Here is a 16724-nt window from a genome sequence, read left to right on the forward strand (position 1 = left end):
GATGCCTCAAGGATGCGAGGTCAGGTACCCGCCCATCGAGCGGAAGTACTCGGTGCCGTCGTACTCCGTGCCGTCCTCGGTGCGCACCCGCTCGATGAGCAGCCCGTGGTTGCGGCCGAACCGCGCGTCGGCGCCCGCCACGATCGCCACCCCGGTGCCCTCGCGGTAGAAGATGCGTCCCGGCGTGCCGCCGTACCGACCCGCCGATACGGACGCCTTGGTGATCTGAATGCGCTGTCCTTTGTGGAACGTAAAGGCGTTCGGATACGGATCGCACTGCGCCCGGACCAGCCGCGCCAGGTCCTCGGCCGGCCACGTCCAGTCGATCCGGCAGTCCTCATCGGACCGCTTGTGGAAGAAGCTGGCCTGCGACCGGTCCTGCGGCACCCAGTCCGTGCGGCCACTGGCGATCAGCGCCAGACCGTCCACAGTGATCGGTCCGAACAGCTCGAGCGTCTTGTGGAACAGATCCTTCGTGGTGTCGATGTCGGACACCGGAACCGCCCGCTGCAACACGATGTCGCCCGCGTCGAGCGTGTCATCCATCATGTGCGCGGTCACCCCGACCTCCTTCTCGCCGTTGATGAGCGCCCAGATCAGCGGCGAGAAGCCCGCGTACTTCGGCAGCAGCGAGTCGTGCACGTTCAGCGTGCCGTGCTTGGGCAGGTTGAAGATCTGCGGCGGGATCCAGGTCCGCCAGTTGGTCGCCACGATCACATCCGGCTCCGCGTCCTTCAGCCGGACCATCAGCTCCTCGTCGTCCGGCCGGTTGCGGATGAGCACCGGAACCCCGTGTGCCGCCGCCAGATCCGCGACCGAGTCGCTCCAGATCCGCTCGTACGCGTGGTCGCTCTTGGGGTGGGTGACCACCAGCACGACCTCGTGTTCCGAGTCCAGCAACGCCTGCAACGTGCGGTGACCCCAGGTCTGGTAGCCGAACATCACGACCCGCATCTGTTGTGCCCTCTCTTTCATGTTCTCTGCGACGGTGCTCACGCCAGAGATCAGGCTAGTGGAAGTTAGGTTAGTGTTACCTACATTAGATGCAATTTAGGTTAGGGTTGCCTACGTCGAGCAAGCGGCCGCGCCGCGATGATGGGGACGGTATGTCACAGGAACTCTTGGACGACGACGTTCCGGTCTATGACCTGGTGGGTATCGGTTTTGGGCCGTCGAATCTGGCATTGGCGATCGCGATTGCCGAGCAGAACCGCAAATCCGACGTGGAGAATGTCACAACGGCAGTTTTCCTGGAGCGCCAGAATCAGTTCGGCTGGCATCGGGGAATGCTCATCGATGACGCGACGATGCAGGTCTCCTTCCTGAAAGACCTTGTCACCCTGCGCAATCCGACGAGCGAGTTCAGCTTCCTGTCCTACCTGCACAGCAAGAACCGGTTGATCGACTTCATCAACCACAAGAACCTTTTCCCGCTCCGCATCGAATTCCACGATTACCTGGAGTGGGCCGCCGCGCAGGTTGACGACCTGGTCGCCTACGACCGGGAGGTCGTCGAGGTCCGCCCCGTCCACCGCGGCAATGCGATCGAGTTCTTCGACGTGGTGACCGCCGACAACACCTACCGGGCCCGCAACGTGGTCTTCGGCACCGGTCTGGTGCCCAACCTGCCCGCGGGCGTCGAACCGGGACGGCGCATCTGGCACAACAAAGACCTGCTGCACAGGGTGCCCGAGGTCACCGGCGAGCCCACCAGGTTCGTGGTGGTCGGCGCCGGGCAGAGCGCCGCCGAGGTGACCGCCTACCTGCACCGCGAGTACCCCTCCGCGCAGGTGTGCGCGGTGTTCGCGCGCTACGGCTACAGCCCCGCCGACGACTCTTCGTTCGCCAACCGGATCTTCGACCCGGCGGCCGTCGACGACTTCTTCCAGGCCCCGGCGGAGACCAAGCAGCGCCTGGTCGACTACCACGGCAACACCAACTACTCCGTGGTCGACCAGGACCTGATCGCCGACCTCTACCGCCGCGTCTACCAGGAGAAGGTCCTGGGCGTCGAGCGGCTGCGCATGCTCAACGTCTCCAGGATCGCCGAACTGGCCGAGCGCCCCGGCGGCATCGACGTCACTGTCGAGTCCCTTGTGGACGGTTCCACCGAGGTGCTGTCCGCGGACGTGGTGGTGTACGCGACCGGCTACCGATCCGGCGACCCGCTCGCGCTGCTCGGGGAGTTGGCAGGCCTCTGCCCGCGCGATGAGCGCGGCAGGCCGCTGATCGACCGGGACTACCGGGTGCGGACATCGCCGACGCTGCGCTGCGGGGTGTACCTGCAGGGTCCGACCGAGCACAGCCACGGCATCACGTCCTCGCTGCTGTCCAACACCGCGGTGCGGGTCGGCGAGATCCTGGAGTCCGTCACCGCCCGGCGCCGCACCTCGGTGCCCGCTCAGCCCCGCTACGTCACCACCGGCTGACGACATACTGACGGCGTGATCCTCGACTCCCGCCTGGAAGGGGGCCGGATCCGAACCATGGAGCCGGCCCGGCCCACCGCCTCCTCCATCGGCATCTGGCGCGGCCAGATCATCGGCCTCGACGACGAGATCGACCACCTGCCTGCCCGTGCCGTGCGCGACCTCGGCGGCGCGACCGTGCTGCCCGGCTTCATCGACCCGCACACCCACCTCGCCTGGGAAGGCCTTGCCGCGCAGGCGGTGGATCTCTCGCACTGCGAGAGCGTGCGCCAGGTCCTTGACACCCTCGCCGACGCGCCGGGGGAGCAGTGGGTGGAGGCGGCGGGCTACGACCACCGACGGCTGGAGCGTCCGCTCACCGCCGCCGATCTGGACACCATCGCCCGCGGGCGATGGGTGTACGTGCAGGACCTATCCGGCCACGCCTGCGTGGTGAACAGCCGAGTGCTGGCTGAGTTGGGCTACGACGGGGACGGCAATCTCGCGGAGGGCGCGCAGACCGCGGCCCGCGCACTGCGGCTGCCCTACTCGCTGGACGAACTGGACCGCGCGATCACCCACAGCACCACCCGCTGCCGCGCCCAGGGCATCACGATGTGCGCGGAGGCGGGCATCGGCGGCGGCCTGCTGGGGCAGACCCCCATCGAGGCCGCGGTGTACCAGCGAATGCACGACGAGGGCAGACTCGCCGTCCGCATGCAGCTGATGGCGGCCGCCGCCCTGCTGCGTCCCACCGCCGCTCATGCCGCCGACGGCGTGCCACGCGCCATCGACCTTGGCCTGCGCACCGGCCTCGGCAGCCCCGCTCTGTCCCTGGGCGCCATGAAGATCTACCTCGACGGCGGCATGATGGCCCGCACCGCGGCGCTGACCTCCCCGTACCGCAACGCCGAAGGCTCCGGCCAACTCCAAGCCGACCCGGCTGAGCTGACCGCCGCGATCGTGGACGGCCACCGCGCGGGCTGGCAGCTGGCCATCCACGCCATCGGCGACCTGGCACTGGACCTGGCGCTGGACGCCGTCGCCAAGGCCCAGCGCGACCGGCCCCGCCCGCCCGCCCGCCACCGCATCGAGCACTGTGGACTGTCCAGGCCCGACCAGCTGACCGCGATGGCGGAGCTGGACCTGATCCCGGTGGTGCAGCCCAGCTTCCTGTACTTCTACGGTGACGACTACGCCAACATCATGGGCCCGGACCGCGCCCCGTGGATGTACCGAGGCAAGTCCTTCCTGGACAACGGCATCACCTTGGTCGGCAGCTCGGACCGCCCGGTCGCCGACGGCGCCCCGCTGCGCGCCATCCAGTTCATGGTCGACCGCACCTCCCGCTCCGGCAGCGTCATCGGACCGGCCGAGGGCATCACCGTCGAACAGGCCGTCGCCGCCTACACCGTCAACGCCGCCTACGCCTGCCACGCCGAGCAGCACGTCGGCAGCATCAGCCCCGGCAAGCGCGCCGACCTGGTACTGCTCGCCGACGACCCGTTCACGGTCGACCCGGCGACCATCGCCGAGATCGAGGTGCTGTCCACCGTCCTCGACGGTGTCTAGTGGACGAGGACGCGTCGTTCGGCGCCGAGATGGAGCGGTACCGGCGTGAGCTGCGGGTGCACTGCTATCGGATGGTGGGCTCGTTCGAGGACGCCGAGGACCTGGTGCAGGAGACGTTCCTGCGGGCCTGGCGCAACCGCGATGCCTTCGAAGGCCGATCCACCGTCCGGGCGTGGCTGTACCGGATCGCGACCAACGCCTGCCTGGACTTCCTCGACCGCGACCGCCGCCGCTTGGTGTCTTACGATCCGTTCCCCGATCAGCTGCTGCCGGTGACCGAGATCGTGGCCAGGGAGACGATCGAGCTGGTGTTCCTGGTCGCGGTCCAACACCTGCCGCCGCGTCAGCGCGCGGTGCTGATCCTCCGGGATCTGCTGGGTTGGCCCGCAGCGGAGACCGCTTCGGCGCTGGACACCAGCGTGGCCGCCGTGAAAAGCGCTGTGCAGCGGGCCCGCGCACTGATGCGGGAGCACCTGCCTCCCGACCGGGACCGGTGGGCATCATCGAGGGAGCCCACCGACGAGGAGCGGGCGGTCCTTCAGCGCTACCTGCTCGCCTACGAACAGGCCGACCCGGCCGCGCTCGCCAGGCTGCTCAGCGAGGACGCACGGCTGACGATGCCGCCGGAGCCGATCTGGTACCTCGGTCGCGACGCGATCGTGAGCGCGGTCGCGCGGGACGCCTTCGGGCCGAGCACCGGGAGTTGGCGGGTGGTACCCGCCGCGGCCAACCGGCAGCCCGCGGCGGCCTTCTACCTTCGCAGGCCCGGCGAGACCGCCTTCCTGCCCTTCGCGCTGGACGTGGTGCGGATCGAGCACGGTCTGATCGCCGAGATCACCGGCTTCGGCGAGCAAGTGTTTCCGCCCTTCGGCTTGCCCACCAGGCTCTGATCCACGGACAGCGATTCCTTTCCGCCCACCGCGCCGTCTCAATGGCCTGTCGGGTACGCAGAAGCGGAAAGGAAGCCGACATGCTGTTGGAAGGCAAGATCGCCGTGGTGTACGGGGCGGGCGGAACAGTCGGCGGGGCGGTGGCCCTCGCCTTCGCCCGCGAAGGCGCCAAGGTGTTCCTCGCGGGCCGCACCCCCGCGACTCTCGCCACCGTCGCCGACGACATCGCCGGTGCGGGCGGCTGGGCCGAGTCGGCGCAGGTCGACGCCACCGACGAGCAGGCCGTCGACCGGCACGCCGACGCCGTGGCGAGCCGGGTCGGCGGAATCGACATCTGCTTCAACGCCGTCATGTACGGCGACGTCCAGGGAGCACCGCTGGCCGCCATGCCGTTCGAGCAATTCAGCCTGCCGATCATCAACGCGGTGAAGGCACAGTTCGCGACCTCCCGAGCGGCGGCGCGACACATGGCCAAGCAGGGCTCCGGGGTGATCATGACCGTCACCGGCTACGGACCACCGCACCCCGAACTGGGCGGCACCATGGTCACCTGGCACACCGTCGAGAGCATGTGCAGGCAATGGGCCTGTGAGCTTGGGCCGCAGGACATCCGCGTCGTCTGGCTGCGCACGGCGGGCTTCGAGAGCGAGACCATGCTGAACCGACTGCCGACGCTGGCCGAGGCGGGACACTTCGCGGCCTTCCTGGCATCCGACCACGCCAGGTCCATCACCGCGACCGCCGTCAACATCACCGCGGGCGCCGCGGCCGACTAGGACACCAGCGCGGCTGCCTTGCGGGCGGCGGGAACGACCAGGGGAGTGCCGGTCTCGGGGTCGGGGATCACTCGGCAGGCCAGGCCGAAGACGTGCTCCACCAGGGTCGCGGTGACGATCTCGCGGGGGTCGCCCTCAGCCACGATCTCGCCGCCGCGCAGGGCGATCAGGTGGGTGGCGTAGCGGCAGGCGTGGTTCAGGTCGTGCAGCACGGCGACCAGCGTGCGGCCCTGCTCGTGCAGATCGGCGCACAGGTCGAGCATCTCCACCTGGTGCGCGATGTCCAGGAAGGTGGTCGGCTCGTCCAGCAGCAGGATCGGCGTCTGCTGGGCCAGCGCCATCGCCAGCCACACCCGCTGACGCTGGCCGCCGGACAGCTCGTCGACCAGGCGCTCGGCCAGGTCCGTGACGTCGGTGTCGGACATCGCCCTGGCCACCACGCGCTCGTCCTCGCGGGACCACTGGCGCAGCAGGCGCTGGTGCGGATAGCGGCCGCGGGCCACCAGGTCGGCCACTGTGATGCCGTCGGGGGCGATGGAGGACTGCGGCAGCAGGCCCAGCCTTCTGGCGACCTCTTTGGCCTTATACGACCGGATCGCCTGACCGTCCAGGTAGACCGCGCCCTGCTTGGGCGTCAGCAGACGGGACAGGGCCCGCAGCAGCGTCGACTTGCCGCAGGCGTTGGGGCCCACGATCACGGTGAACGACCCGTCCGGGATCGTCACGCTGAGATTCTCGGCAACGACGCGCTCGTCGTAGCCGAGCCGCATCCCGTCGGCCCGCAGTCTGCTCGCATTCACCAGGTCAGGCTAGCCTAAGTTAAGGCCGGAGTGGGGCGGCGCTGATCATATGGTGAACGACCTGTAACAACCCACACTCCGGGGGAACGACGGTGACCTGGTTCGAGGCGATCGTGCTCGGCATCATCCAAGGGCTCACCGAGTTCCTGCCGATCTCCTCCAGCGCCCACCTGCGGGTGACCGCCGCCCTGGCGGGCTGGGACGATCCCGGCGCGGCGTTCACGGCGGTGACGCAGATCGGCACCGAGACCGCGGTGTTGATCTACTTCCGCCGCGATATCGGCCGCATCATCGCCAACTGGTTCCGCTCGCTGTACCGCCCTTCCTCGCGGAGCGACCCGCACGCCAGGATGGGCTGGCTGGTGATCATCGGCTCGCTGCCGATCGCGGTGCTTGGCCTGCTGTTCGAGGACAGCATCGACACCGCGTTCCGCGACCTGCGGGTCACCGCCACCACGCTGATCGTCTTCGGCGTCCTGCTCGCGCTGGCCGACCGCTTCGGCCGCCAGGAACGCGAACTCACCCAGCTCACCGTCAAACACGGGATCCTCTACGGCTTCGCCCAGGCCCTGGCACTGATCCCCGGCGTCTCCCGCTCCGGCGGCACCATCACCGCGGGTATGGCGATGGGCTACAACCGGAAAGCGGCCGCGGAGTACGCGTTCCTGCTCGCGGTGCCCGCCGTGCTGGCGTCGGGCTTCTACAAGCTCGGCGACGTCGGCTCCGCGGGCGCCCCGCCCCTGGCGCCGACCGTCGTCGCCACCGTGATCGCCTTCGCCGTCGGCTACGCGGTGATCGCCTGGCTGATGCGCTACATCAGCACCCGCAGCTACCTGCCGTTCGTGATCTACCGCATCGCCCTCGGCGTATTGCTGGTCGGTCTGATCGCCTTCGGCATCCTCGACCCTGCTGCCGGCCCGGTTTCGCACTAGAAAACAGCGACCCCGCAGCGGACCGTCGTAACGGCCTGAATCGAGCCGGACTGTCGCTCGACGCTGCGGGGCTGGTAGCTGTCTGGTATTCGCTCGAACCGCTGTCGGGCGGTCAAGCCTGTAGGCGGTCCTTAGCGGACAGCCACCTCACGAGTCCTGTACGAAATCAACGTAGGACCACCTCCTCTCTCGTGTACCGCGAACCCTAGGCAACGCCGGAGAGGCCTCGCAACGGGTTTTCAGCGGCCGAACATCCGGCTGACCCAGCCCTTGGAGTTCTCCGTCGCCCGCTCGTACAACTCCGGGTCGAAGTCGCGCAGCGCGGCCATCACCGTCTCCGGGCTGGGACCGACCAGGGCGTGCGGGCCGATGAACACCGTCGGCACCACCTCGTTGCCGTCGGCCACCGAGCGGACCCTGGCCGCGGCCTCCGGGTCCTCCCAGATGTTGACCTCGCGGATCGGCAGTTGGTACCGCTCCAGCCCGCGGTAGAGCCGGGTGCAAAAGGGGCAACCCGGGCGCCAGTAGATCTCCACGACCGTCTCGGTCTGCTCTGCTTCCACCTGTTCAGTGTGCCAACGTGTAGAGCAGGACGTTGGGCGTGCCCGCGCCGAGGCCCTTGAGCGCGTCCTTCGTCCCGTTGCGCACCATTTCCGCCGCGATCTGAGCAGGCGTCGCCTGGGGTTGGCGTGCGAGGTACAGCGCGGCGCCGCCCGTGACGTGCGCGGTCGCCATCGACGTTCCCGACAGCGGCTGGGCCGCCTTGTCGTCGGTGTGCCAGGCGGAGCGGATATCGCGTCCCGGGGCGAAGAGGTCGACGCAGCGGCCCTGGTTGGACGAACTCGCCCTGGTGTCGGTGTGGTCCATCGAGCCGACCGTGATCACCTCCGGAATCCGCGCGGGACTGAACTGGCAGGCGTCGCTGTTGGAGTTGCCCGCGGCGGCCGAGTACACGATGCCGGCCGCGACCGAGGCCTTGATCGCGTTCTCCAGCGCCTGCACTCCGTTCGTGCCGCCGCCCAGGCTCAGGTTCGCCACCGCGGGCTTCACGGCGTTCTGGGTGACCCAGTCCACGCCGGAGATGATGTTGGCGAAGGTGGCGGAACCCTGACAGTTCAGCACTCGGACGGCCACCAGGTTGACCTTCTTCGCCACGCCGTAGGTCTTGCCGCCGATGACTCCCGCGAGGTGGGTGCCGTGGCCGTTGCAGTCCGAGGCGTCGGCGTCGTTGTCCACCGTGTCGCGCCCGGACCGCGCGCGGCCCTCGAACTCGCTGTGCGAGGTGCGGATTCCGGTGTCCAGAACGTAGGCCGTCACGGTCGACGCGGTGGTGTCCCAGGTGTACTTGCCGTCCAACGGCAGCGCCCGCTGGTCGACCCGGTCGAGGTTCCACGGCGGGTCGGGCTGCTCGCCCCAGGCCGACACCATGCGATCCTGTTCCACGTACGCGACTGTGGGATCGGCGGCATAACGCCTGGCCGTGGCTTCGCTCATGGTGGCGGCGAAACCGTGCAGCGCCGCCGACCAGCGGTGCTCCACCCGAGTTCTCCCGTGGCGTCCGGCGTCCACAGTGGAGCCTGGCTTGAACACGACGAGATAGGAGTTCGGCACCGCACCCGGAGCGGACGCGCCGATGATGTGACCGTCGGCCGACGCGGTGGCGGGTAAGCCCAGCAAGGTGATGGCGGCCGCGCAGAGGGCAGCCTGAATTCTGGTGATCATGAACAAGCTCCTCGTTGCAGGGTGACGAGAACGCCTCTCATGGTCGCAAAATCCAGGCACCCTACCTAGCGTTGCCCGGATTGATACCGGACGATCACTGCCGCACCGTGGACCGGCGGGCACGTCCCGCGTCTGTCGTGGGGCCGTGCGTGCAGGGCACGGCCCCACGGCCTCAGTCCGGAACCGGGGTCTCCCCGGCCTGTCCTCTGGTCAAACGAAGCTCGACGGCCGCGGGAATCGGCACCGTGGCCCACACTGTCTTACCCCCGAGCCGGTGCGGGATGACACCCCAGGTCTGCACGACCAACCCGAGCAGGTCGAGCCCTCCACCGGGGTGGGGCTCGGGCAGTTCGTTGTCGGCATCCCACACCCCGATCGTGAGGTAGTGGCGCCAGTGGTCGAGCCGGACCTCGCAGGGCGCGTTGGTGTGCGAGAGCACGTTGCGGACGAGTTCGGTCACGACGAACAGCGACTGGTCGATCGCCCGGCCGATCTCCCAGCGGGCGCAGGTGTCCTCGACGAAGGTCTGCGCCACGGACAGCGTCGACGCCGCGGAGGGAAAGTGCTGGGCGGTGCGGCGGCGGTACCGGCGGCTGATGTTGTGCAGTGCGGTCTCGACCGAGGGGTAGGTGGGGACGGCCCGTTGGATCGCCATGCTCTCCAGGTCCCGTCGAAGCACCGGAGAGGGTCCCGCGAGCAGCAGCGGCACCTCTGGGGCCTGACTGGCGATGCGGTGCAGGGCCAAGAGAATGAACAGCTGTAGCCGTTCGACGACGCGAAGCTCGCGAAGGTCGATCACGATGGCCAGCGGGGCCTTCTCGACCTGGCCCTCTACAGCGGTGTGCAGTGCCTTTGCCAGGTGGCGGTCCAGATGTCCGCTGGGGCGGATCACGACCGCGCTTGCATAATCAACGAATGCGATCCCATTTGCCGTAAGCATTGGTCCCTCTGGGGGGTGGGCGGTGGCCGGCTTCGTGACTACCCGGGAATGCCCGATCCACTCTTCTCTCACGACAGGCATCAGAGTGAATTCCAGGACATATCGGCTTCTGTTTTGTCGATGTCCCGCAGGGCGTCGCTTACGTTCTGGAATATCCGAAAACGGCTGCGGAGGATACCGCCGAGCGCCTGGTCCACCTGGGGCGGCGTCCGCACGATGCGCACCGAACCGCCCTCTCGGGCAGCCCTGGTGGCCAGCACGAGCAGCAGCGCAACCCCGGCTCGGGCCAGAAAGGTCAGCGGGGTCAGATCAAGCACCAATGGCCTGCGGTAGTCGACCCAATGCTGCTGTAGAAAGCTCCGCAGGATCGGGGCGGTGGAGAGATCCAGTTCTCCCTCGGCGCTGACCAGCAGGGCCTCGCCCAGCCGATCCGCACAAAGTCGAAGAGGGGCGCCGTCCAGTCGCTCCAGATCCCCCAGCTCATTGACGTGCTCGCTATCCCACCAGTCTCGGGTTGGGGTCTGGCGTTCCATATTTCCGGTCCCCTTTAACGGTCCGAAGGCTGAATCCGTTGAAGAGCGCAGGAACCAGAGTATGAGATGAGTCGTGAAGCGAGTGTGGTTTGCCTGTTTGACACTCAATAGGACCAGAAGCCGTACGGGGCCACCAAAGGCGGCCCCGTACAGCATCCTCAGAACGAGTACTGCGTCTGGGCGTTGAGTTCCGGCACCCGGACCGCCTTGCCCGGCAGGGTGCTCGGGTCGAGGACGTCCAGGACGTCAAGGCCCTTCTGGATGTCGCTGGAGTAGATGCGGCCGTTGTAGTAGTAGGCAGACCAGGAGCCGCCGGTCATGAGCTTGGCGGGGTCGACGGGGCCGCGCTCGAAGAAGCCGATCTCCTTCGGGTTGGCCGAGTCGGTGAAGTCCCATACCGAGATCCCGCCCTGGTACCAAGCCTGCACCATGATGTCCCGCCCGCGCACCGGGATCAGCGACCCGTTGTGCGCGACGCAGTTCTCCTGCTCGGTCTGCAGCCGCGGGATCTTGTAGTAGCTGCGGAAGGTCAGCTTGCCACCGCGCAGGTCGTAGATCCCGTTCGCGCCGCGCTTGGCGCCGAGGGCGGCGTTGCAGGTCGGCGAGCTTCCGCCGCCAAGCTCGTCGGTGAAGACGACCTTCGTGCCGTCGTTGTTGAACGTGGCCGAGTGCCAGAACGCGAAGTTGACCGTATCGCGGACCCGCTCGGTCACCCTGGGCTTCTCGCGGTCCTTGATGTCGATCAGGATGCCGTCACCCATGCACGCGCCCGCCGCGAGGTCCTTCTCCGGGTAGGCGGTGATGTCGTGGCAGCCGCTGGTGGCCGAGGCGTAGTCCGGGAACTGGCCCGGCCTGCCGGGGAAGCCGCCGTCCGGGAACAGCACCGGGGTGGCCACGATCTTGGCCGCCGTCGGATCGGTCCGCGGCACCTTGATGATGGTGATCTTGTCGTGCGGCTCGCCGCAGCGGGCGGCACCCGAGCGCACGTCGTAGGAGGAAACGTAGAGGTACAGGTTGGCCGGGTTCTTGTTGTCCGGCACCACGGTGTGGGTGTGCGAACCGCAGTCGGTCTCCACGGCGGCGACATAACGCGGATTCGCCTTGTCCGTGATGTCGAAGATCTTCATGCCCTCCCAGGCGCCCTCATCGGTCACCTTTCGAGGCTCGCTGGTGCACGTATTGTTGCTGCGTGGATAGTCGGTGGACAGGAAGAGCAGGTTCCCGCTCACCGAAACATCGTTCTGACCGCCGGGGCAGAACACCTGGCTGACGATCGAGGGTTTCCGTGGATTGCGGATGTCGTAGATGACGAAACCGTCATAGTTTCCGGCAATCGCATAGTGCCCCTGGAAGGCGATGTCCGTGCCGAGCGAGCCCGGCTTGTCGAACGGCGCCTGTTTCGGCAGGTTGGCGAGGTGCCGCATGTTCTTGCTCATGGACACCTCATCGGCCGCGAGTACCGCCTGTTCGGCGGACACCGGGACCGCGGGCAGGCCGAGTACCGCGACCGCGGCGGCCGTGAGCAGTAAACGGGCACGTTTCAATGGACCATTGGCGGGAGACATCTCCCACCTCCCCTCACCCCGAAGGTTGCAGAGACCACCTCGTTGGGCAGCTGCCCGAAACGGACAAAAACATGGCTTTGCCGTTCGGTAAATTGACCGTACGGTCGTCCCAGTTGGTAATCAAGAGAAGGAAGCGGGCCAAATGCCATGGCGCGAGTTATGCGCATAGCGTTATGCCTCTGGGTGATGGCCTTGGCCGCTGCTTGCGGAGGTGGTGGGGGCGCCGAGCCCACCAGCACCGCCTCGGTGATCGTCCCCGGCGGCCCCGGTGAGCCCGCGAGCACCGTCCCCGGCGCCTCGGTCTCCCGCAGTGACGCTCCGGTGACGGAGGCCGATGTCCGCTATGTGCAGCGCATGATCATCCACCACCGCCAGGCGCTGGAGATGAGCGCGCTCGCGCGCGAGCGCACGCGCAGTGAAGGAGTGCTCGGCGTGGCCGGGCGCATCGAGGGCAGCCAGAACCCGGAGATCAAGCAGATGGTCGGCTGGCTGCAACAACACGGCAAGCCGCTGCCCGCTCGGGACCACGGCCACGAGGCGATGCCCGGCATGGCCACTCCCGACCAACTGACCAGGCTGCGCGAGGCCAGGGAGGCCGCCTTCGACCGCGCCTTCCTTGAGCTGATGATCGCCCACCATGAGGGCGCGGTCGCCATGGCCACCGAACAGTTGGGCGCAGGACAGGAGCTGTTCGCCCAGGCGATGGCGCAGGACGTCATTGCCGTTCAGCGGGCGGAAATAGGCCGAATGCGTGCCTTGATCTCCTGAAAAGGCAGTACATAACGATCAGAGTTACAGTGCGTGCGGGGGAATTGACAGCGCCCGGCCGGGTAGCCAAGGGGGGTGGCCGATGACACCTCCGGAACCGGCAGCCAGGCTCGCAGCCTCGGCGAGCGGATGACGCGGCGGGACCTCGTCGTCATCGGAGCCTCGGCTGGCGGCGTGGAAGCACTCCGCAGCGTCATCTCCCAGTTGCCCAGCGCATTCACCGCGGCCGTCTTGGTCGTGCTGCACATCCCACGCACCGCCCCGAGCGCACTGCCCGGCATCCTGAGCAGGGCGGGCGCACTGCCCGCCACGCACGTCTACGGACCGGAGGCCATCCGGCCAGGGCGAATCTACGTAGCCTCCCCGGACCACCACCTGCTGGTGACCGGCAACGGCCAACTCGGGGTGTCGCACGGGCCCATCGAGAACGGGCACCGCCCGGCGGTGGACCCGCTGTTCCGCTCCGCGGCACGGCACTACGGCGGGCGTGCGATCGGCGTCATCCTCTCCGGCACCCGGGACGACGGCGCGGCAGGACTGGCCACGCTGGTGGAGCGCGGCGGAACCGCGGTCGTGCAAGACCCGGAGGAGGCGATGTACCCCTCCATGCCGCGCAATGCGGTGGAGCACGTTCGGGTCGATCATGTGGCGCCTGCGGGCGACATCGGGGCACTTGTCACCAAACTGGTCGCCGAGTCGGCGACCAAACCCTCCGTGGCCATATCGGAGCTAACGCGCGCGGAGACCGAAATGGCCCGGATGGAGATCACCAGCACCGAGGACGATATCCCCTCACGGCCCGCGGGCTTGGGTTGCCCGGCGTGCAACGGCGCATTGTTCGAACTGGACGGCAGCCCCTCCCCGAGGTACCGCTGCCGAATCGGTCACGCCTGGTCGCCGGACTCGTTGCTGAGCGAGCAGCGGGATGCCTGGGAGAGCGCTTTGTGGATCGCGGTGCGCAGCCTTCAGGAGCGGGCCGCGTTGTCCCGGCGGATGGCGGCCAGCGCCGAGGAGAGGACGAACCTGCGGTGGGCGGATCACTACCAGCGGCAGGCGCGGGAGAACGACCACGCGGCCATGCAGGTCCGCACGCTCATCGACGGGCTGTACCGCGGCCAGGACATCAAGGGTGAGCAGCCGTGAGCACCGGTATGGACTGTGTTCTCACCGTTGACCACCCGGACATGTGGATCACCGTCTCCGGCGCACTCGGCCTGCACAACGAACACGTGCTGCGGCGGAACGTACTGAAGGCGGTGGCGGACCAGCCACGGGCGCTGGTGCTCGACCTGTCGGGGCTGCGGCTGACCGATCGGACCGCCGCAACCGTGTTCCGTGCGCTGTACCAGCGGGCACTGCCTGGCGTCGAGCTCATCCTCTGTGCGATCTCTCCGGAGTTGAGGCTGGCGCTGCACCGCCTGGCAATTCCCAACACCATCCGGTTGTGTCCGACAAGACAGGACGCGGAAATGCTTATTGCGCGAACCCCGCCGCCCAAGCGAGCGTGGCGCTGGCTGCCCTGCACCCGGCAGGCACCGACCCAGGCGCGGCGCTTCCTGGAGCACACCCTCCAGGAATGGGGTCATGAGGAACTGCTCGACGCGGCGCGAATCGTGGTCAGCGAACTGGCCGAGAACGCCGTCCGGCACGCCGAGACCGACTTCGTGGTGACATTGACCGAGCGGTCACGCTATGTGCACATCTCGGTCCGGGACTACAGCACCACGCTGCCCACCCCGAAGGCACCCGCGCCCGCCGATCTCGGTGGCCGCGGGATGGTGATCGTCTCGGCGTCCACCGCCTCCTGGGGCGCAATGCCGACACAGGACGGCAAGGTGGTCTGGGCTACGCTGCGTACAGCGCAATGAGGATTCAGTGGGGGGCGCTGACGGTACGGACCGCGGGCCTGGTTGGAGGCGGGACATGGACGCCCCAGATCCTCAGTTCGAGGCCCTTCTGGTCTATTTGAAGGAGACCCGCGGCTTCGACTTCACCGGCTACAAGCGCTCCAGCCTGATGCGCCGGATGAACCGGCGGATGGCGCAGGTGAACGTCGCCGACTACGTGGAGTACCTCGACTACCTCCAGGTTCACCAGGAGGAGTTCACCGCCCTCTTCAACACCATCCTGATCAACGTCACCGCCTTCTTCCGCGACCCCGAAGCCTGGGATTACCTGCGTGCCGACGTGCTGCCCGGCATGCTGGCCGAGAAGGAGCCGGACTCGCCGATCCGGATCTGGACCGCGGGCTGCGCCTCGGGTGAGGAGGCGTACACGATGGCCATGGTGCTGGCCGAGGAATTGGGGGCGGAGAACTTCCGCAAGCGCGTCAAGATCTACGCCACGGATGTGGACGAGGAAGGCCTCACCTACGCCCGGCACGCCACCTACGTGGAACGCGAGTTGCGCAACGTTCCCCAGGACATGATCGAGAAGTACCTGGAGCCGGTGGGCAACAGGTTCGTCTTCCGCAAGGACCTGCGGCGCTCGGTCATCTTCGGTCGCAATGACCTGGTGCAGGACGCCCCCATCTCCCGCATCGACATGCTGACCTGCCGCAACGCGCTGATGTACTTCAACGCCGAGACACAGGCGCGCATCCTGTCCCGGTTCCACTTCGCGCTCGCGCCCGGCGGTCTGCTGTTCCTCGGCAAGGCCGAGATGCTGCTGGGGCACAGCAGCCTGTTCCAGCCCATCGACCTCAAGCGCAGGGTATTCCGGCGGATGGCCCGGCTGGCCAGCTCGACCGGTCCGCTCTACCTGGACCTGCCGCAACCCCCGCCCCGAATAGAGCTCCACGGCCTCGACCTGCTGCGTGACGAGGCGTTCGTGGCCAGCCCGGTGGCACAGATCGGCGTCACCGCCGACGGCTTGGTGGCGCTGATCAACCGGCAGGCGGAGAAGCTGTTCGGCCTGTCGGCGCGGGATGTCGGCAGGCCCTTCCGCGACCTGGACGTCTCCTACCGCCCCGTGGAGCTGCGCCGCTACATCGAGCAGGTGCAGCGGGAGCGGCGGATGGCCGTGGTCTCCGATGTCGAGTTCGCCCAAGGCCCCGGCGACGTCCTGTCGCTGGAAATCCAGGTGAACCCGGTTTTCGACGGGGAAAGCCGCCTGCTCGGGGTGGCACTGGTGTTCCACGACATCACCGCGTCGAAGCGGCTCCAGGCCGAACTCGAACACGCCAACCGGCAGCTGGAGACGGCGTACGAGGAGCTCCAGTCGACCAATGAGGAACTGGAGACCACCAACGAGGAGTTGCAGTCGACCGTGGAGGAACTGGAGACCACCAACGAAGAGCTCCAGTCCACCAACGAGGAGCTGGAGACGATGAACGAGGAGCTCCAGTCGACCAACGACGAGCTCCAGACGATCAACGACGAGCTTCGGGACCGCACCACCGAGCTGGACGAGGCCAACGCCTTCCTCGCCGCCATCCTGACCAGCCTGCACGCGGGCGTCGCCGTGCTGAACCCGGAGATGCGGGTGCAGGTGTGGAATCGCCAGGCCGAGGACCTGTGGGGTCTGCGGCAGGAGGAGGCCATCGGGGAGCACTTCCTCAACCTCGATATCGGCCTGCCGACCGATCAGCTCCGCCCGCTGATCAAGGCGTGCCTGAGCGAGGGCAACGGCTCGGAGGAGATCCAGCTCCAGGCCATCAACCGCCGCGGCTGCAGCATCCTGGTACGGGTCGGCTGCTCGGTCCTGCACGACTCCAAGGACAACCCCACCGGCGCGATCCTCATCATGGAGCAGGAGGACTAGCGCCGCTTTTTGTGCCCGCGCGCTTATGGCGTACCCCACTGCCCGGATTCCTCGGT

The 16724-nt window shown here is 67.7% G+C and carries 16 protein-coding genes; 9 read left to right on the top strand and 7 right to left on the bottom strand.

Annotated features, from left to right (window positions below):
• Positions 1-6: 6 nt before the first annotated feature.
• Complete coding sequence (locus tag ACU6XJ_RS15770) at positions 7-954, bottom strand: methionyl-tRNA formyltransferase (RefSeq protein ID WP_476314042.1); 948 nt, start codon at positions 952-954, stop codon at positions 7-9.
• Between the two features lie 152 nt (positions 955-1106).
• On the opposite strand from ACU6XJ_RS15770, the gene ACU6XJ_RS15775 reads away from it, so the two are divergent.
• From ACU6XJ_RS15775 to ACU6XJ_RS15790, 4 genes are all read left to right on the top strand, one after another.
• On the top strand, positions 1107-2429 hold the full coding sequence (locus tag ACU6XJ_RS15775) for a lysine N(6)-hydroxylase/L-ornithine N(5)-oxygenase family protein (RefSeq protein WP_476311681.1): 1323 nt from the start codon (positions 1107-1109) through the stop codon (positions 2427-2429).
• A gap of 57 nt (positions 2430-2486) precedes the next feature.
• Positions 2487-3980 (top strand): amidohydrolase, encoded by a 1494-nt coding sequence (locus ACU6XJ_RS15780; RefSeq protein WP_476311683.1) that lies wholly within the window; start codon positions 2487-2489, stop codon positions 3978-3980.
• Complete coding sequence (locus ACU6XJ_RS15785) at positions 3980-4870, top strand: sigma-70 family RNA polymerase sigma factor (protein WP_476311686.1); 891 nt, start codon at positions 3980-3982, stop codon at positions 4868-4870. Before ACU6XJ_RS15780 ends, ACU6XJ_RS15785 begins: the two co-directional genes overlap by 1 nt.
• A gap of 80 nt (positions 4871-4950) precedes the next feature.
• On the top strand, positions 4951-5646 hold the full coding sequence (locus ACU6XJ_RS15790; protein WP_476311688.1) for an SDR family NAD(P)-dependent oxidoreductase: 696 nt from the start codon (positions 4951-4953) through the stop codon (positions 5644-5646).
• On the opposite strand, the gene ACU6XJ_RS15795 is transcribed toward ACU6XJ_RS15790, so the two are convergent.
• Positions 5643-6416 carry an ABC transporter ATP-binding protein gene (locus ACU6XJ_RS15795; protein WP_476314044.1) on the bottom strand — a complete coding sequence of 258 codons (774 nt, stop codon included), beginning with the start codon at positions 6414-6416 and terminating at the stop codon, positions 5643-5645. The two genes, ACU6XJ_RS15790 and ACU6XJ_RS15795, sit on opposite strands and share 4 nt — an antisense overlap.
• A gap of 122 nt (positions 6417-6538) precedes the next feature.
• Here ACU6XJ_RS15795 and ACU6XJ_RS15800 point away from each other — a divergent pair, with 122 nt between their 5' ends.
• On the top strand, positions 6539-7378 hold the full coding sequence (locus tag ACU6XJ_RS15800) for an undecaprenyl-diphosphate phosphatase (RefSeq protein WP_476311691.1): 840 nt from the start codon (positions 6539-6541) through the stop codon (positions 7376-7378).
• 239 nt (positions 7379-7617) lie between these two features.
• On the opposite strand, the gene ACU6XJ_RS15805 is transcribed toward ACU6XJ_RS15800, so the two are convergent.
• The 5 genes from ACU6XJ_RS15805 to ACU6XJ_RS15825 all read right to left on the bottom strand — a co-directional run bounded on the left by ACU6XJ_RS15805 (position 7618) and on the right by ACU6XJ_RS15825 (position 12138).
• Entirely contained in the window at positions 7618-7941 is a 324-nt protein-coding gene (locus tag ACU6XJ_RS15805; RefSeq protein ID WP_476311694.1) for a glutaredoxin family protein, read from the bottom strand.
• 4 nt (positions 7942-7945) lie between these two features.
• The gene (locus ACU6XJ_RS15810) at positions 7946-9100 is read right to left on the bottom strand and encodes a S8 family peptidase (protein ID WP_476311697.1); all 1155 of its coding nucleotides are present in this window, start codon (positions 9098-9100) and stop codon (positions 7946-7948) included.
• A 172-nt stretch (positions 9101-9272) separates the two neighbouring features.
• A complete protein-coding gene (locus tag ACU6XJ_RS15815) occupies positions 9273-9992 on the bottom strand; it encodes an STAS domain-containing protein (protein WP_476311698.1) in 720 nt (239 codons plus the stop codon).
• A 128-nt stretch (positions 9993-10120) separates the two neighbouring features.
• The gene (locus ACU6XJ_RS15820) at positions 10121-10573 is read right to left on the bottom strand and encodes an STAS domain-containing protein (protein ID WP_476311701.1); all 453 of its coding nucleotides are present in this window, start codon (positions 10571-10573) and stop codon (positions 10121-10123) included.
• A gap of 158 nt (positions 10574-10731) precedes the next feature.
• Entirely contained in the window at positions 10732-12138 is a 1407-nt protein-coding gene (locus ACU6XJ_RS15825) for an LVIVD repeat-containing protein (protein WP_476311704.1), read from the bottom strand.
• 186 nt (positions 12139-12324) lie between these two features.
• Here ACU6XJ_RS15825 and ACU6XJ_RS15830 point away from each other — a divergent pair, with 186 nt between their 5' ends.
• The 4 genes from ACU6XJ_RS15830 (at position 12325) to ACU6XJ_RS15845 (ending at position 16668) form a co-directional block, all read left to right on the top strand.
• A complete protein-coding gene (locus tag ACU6XJ_RS15830) occupies positions 12325-12906 on the top strand; it encodes a DUF305 domain-containing protein (protein WP_476311707.1) in 582 nt (193 codons plus the stop codon).
• Positions 12907-12981: 75 nt separating this feature from the next.
• Entirely contained in the window at positions 12982-14049 is a 1068-nt protein-coding gene (locus ACU6XJ_RS15835) for a chemotaxis protein CheB (protein WP_476311710.1), read from the top strand.
• Entirely contained in the window at positions 14046-14774 is a 729-nt protein-coding gene (locus ACU6XJ_RS15840) for an STAS domain-containing protein (protein ID WP_476311712.1), read from the top strand. The genes ACU6XJ_RS15835 and ACU6XJ_RS15840 overlap by 4 nt, the downstream gene beginning before the upstream one ends.
• Before the next feature lie 55 nt (positions 14775-14829).
• Complete coding sequence (locus tag ACU6XJ_RS15845) at positions 14830-16668, top strand: CheR family methyltransferase (protein WP_476311715.1); 1839 nt, start codon at positions 14830-14832, stop codon at positions 16666-16668.
• The last annotated feature ends 56 nt before the right edge of the window (positions 16669-16724 follow it).

The organism is Actinorectispora metalli (assembly GCF_056323685.1).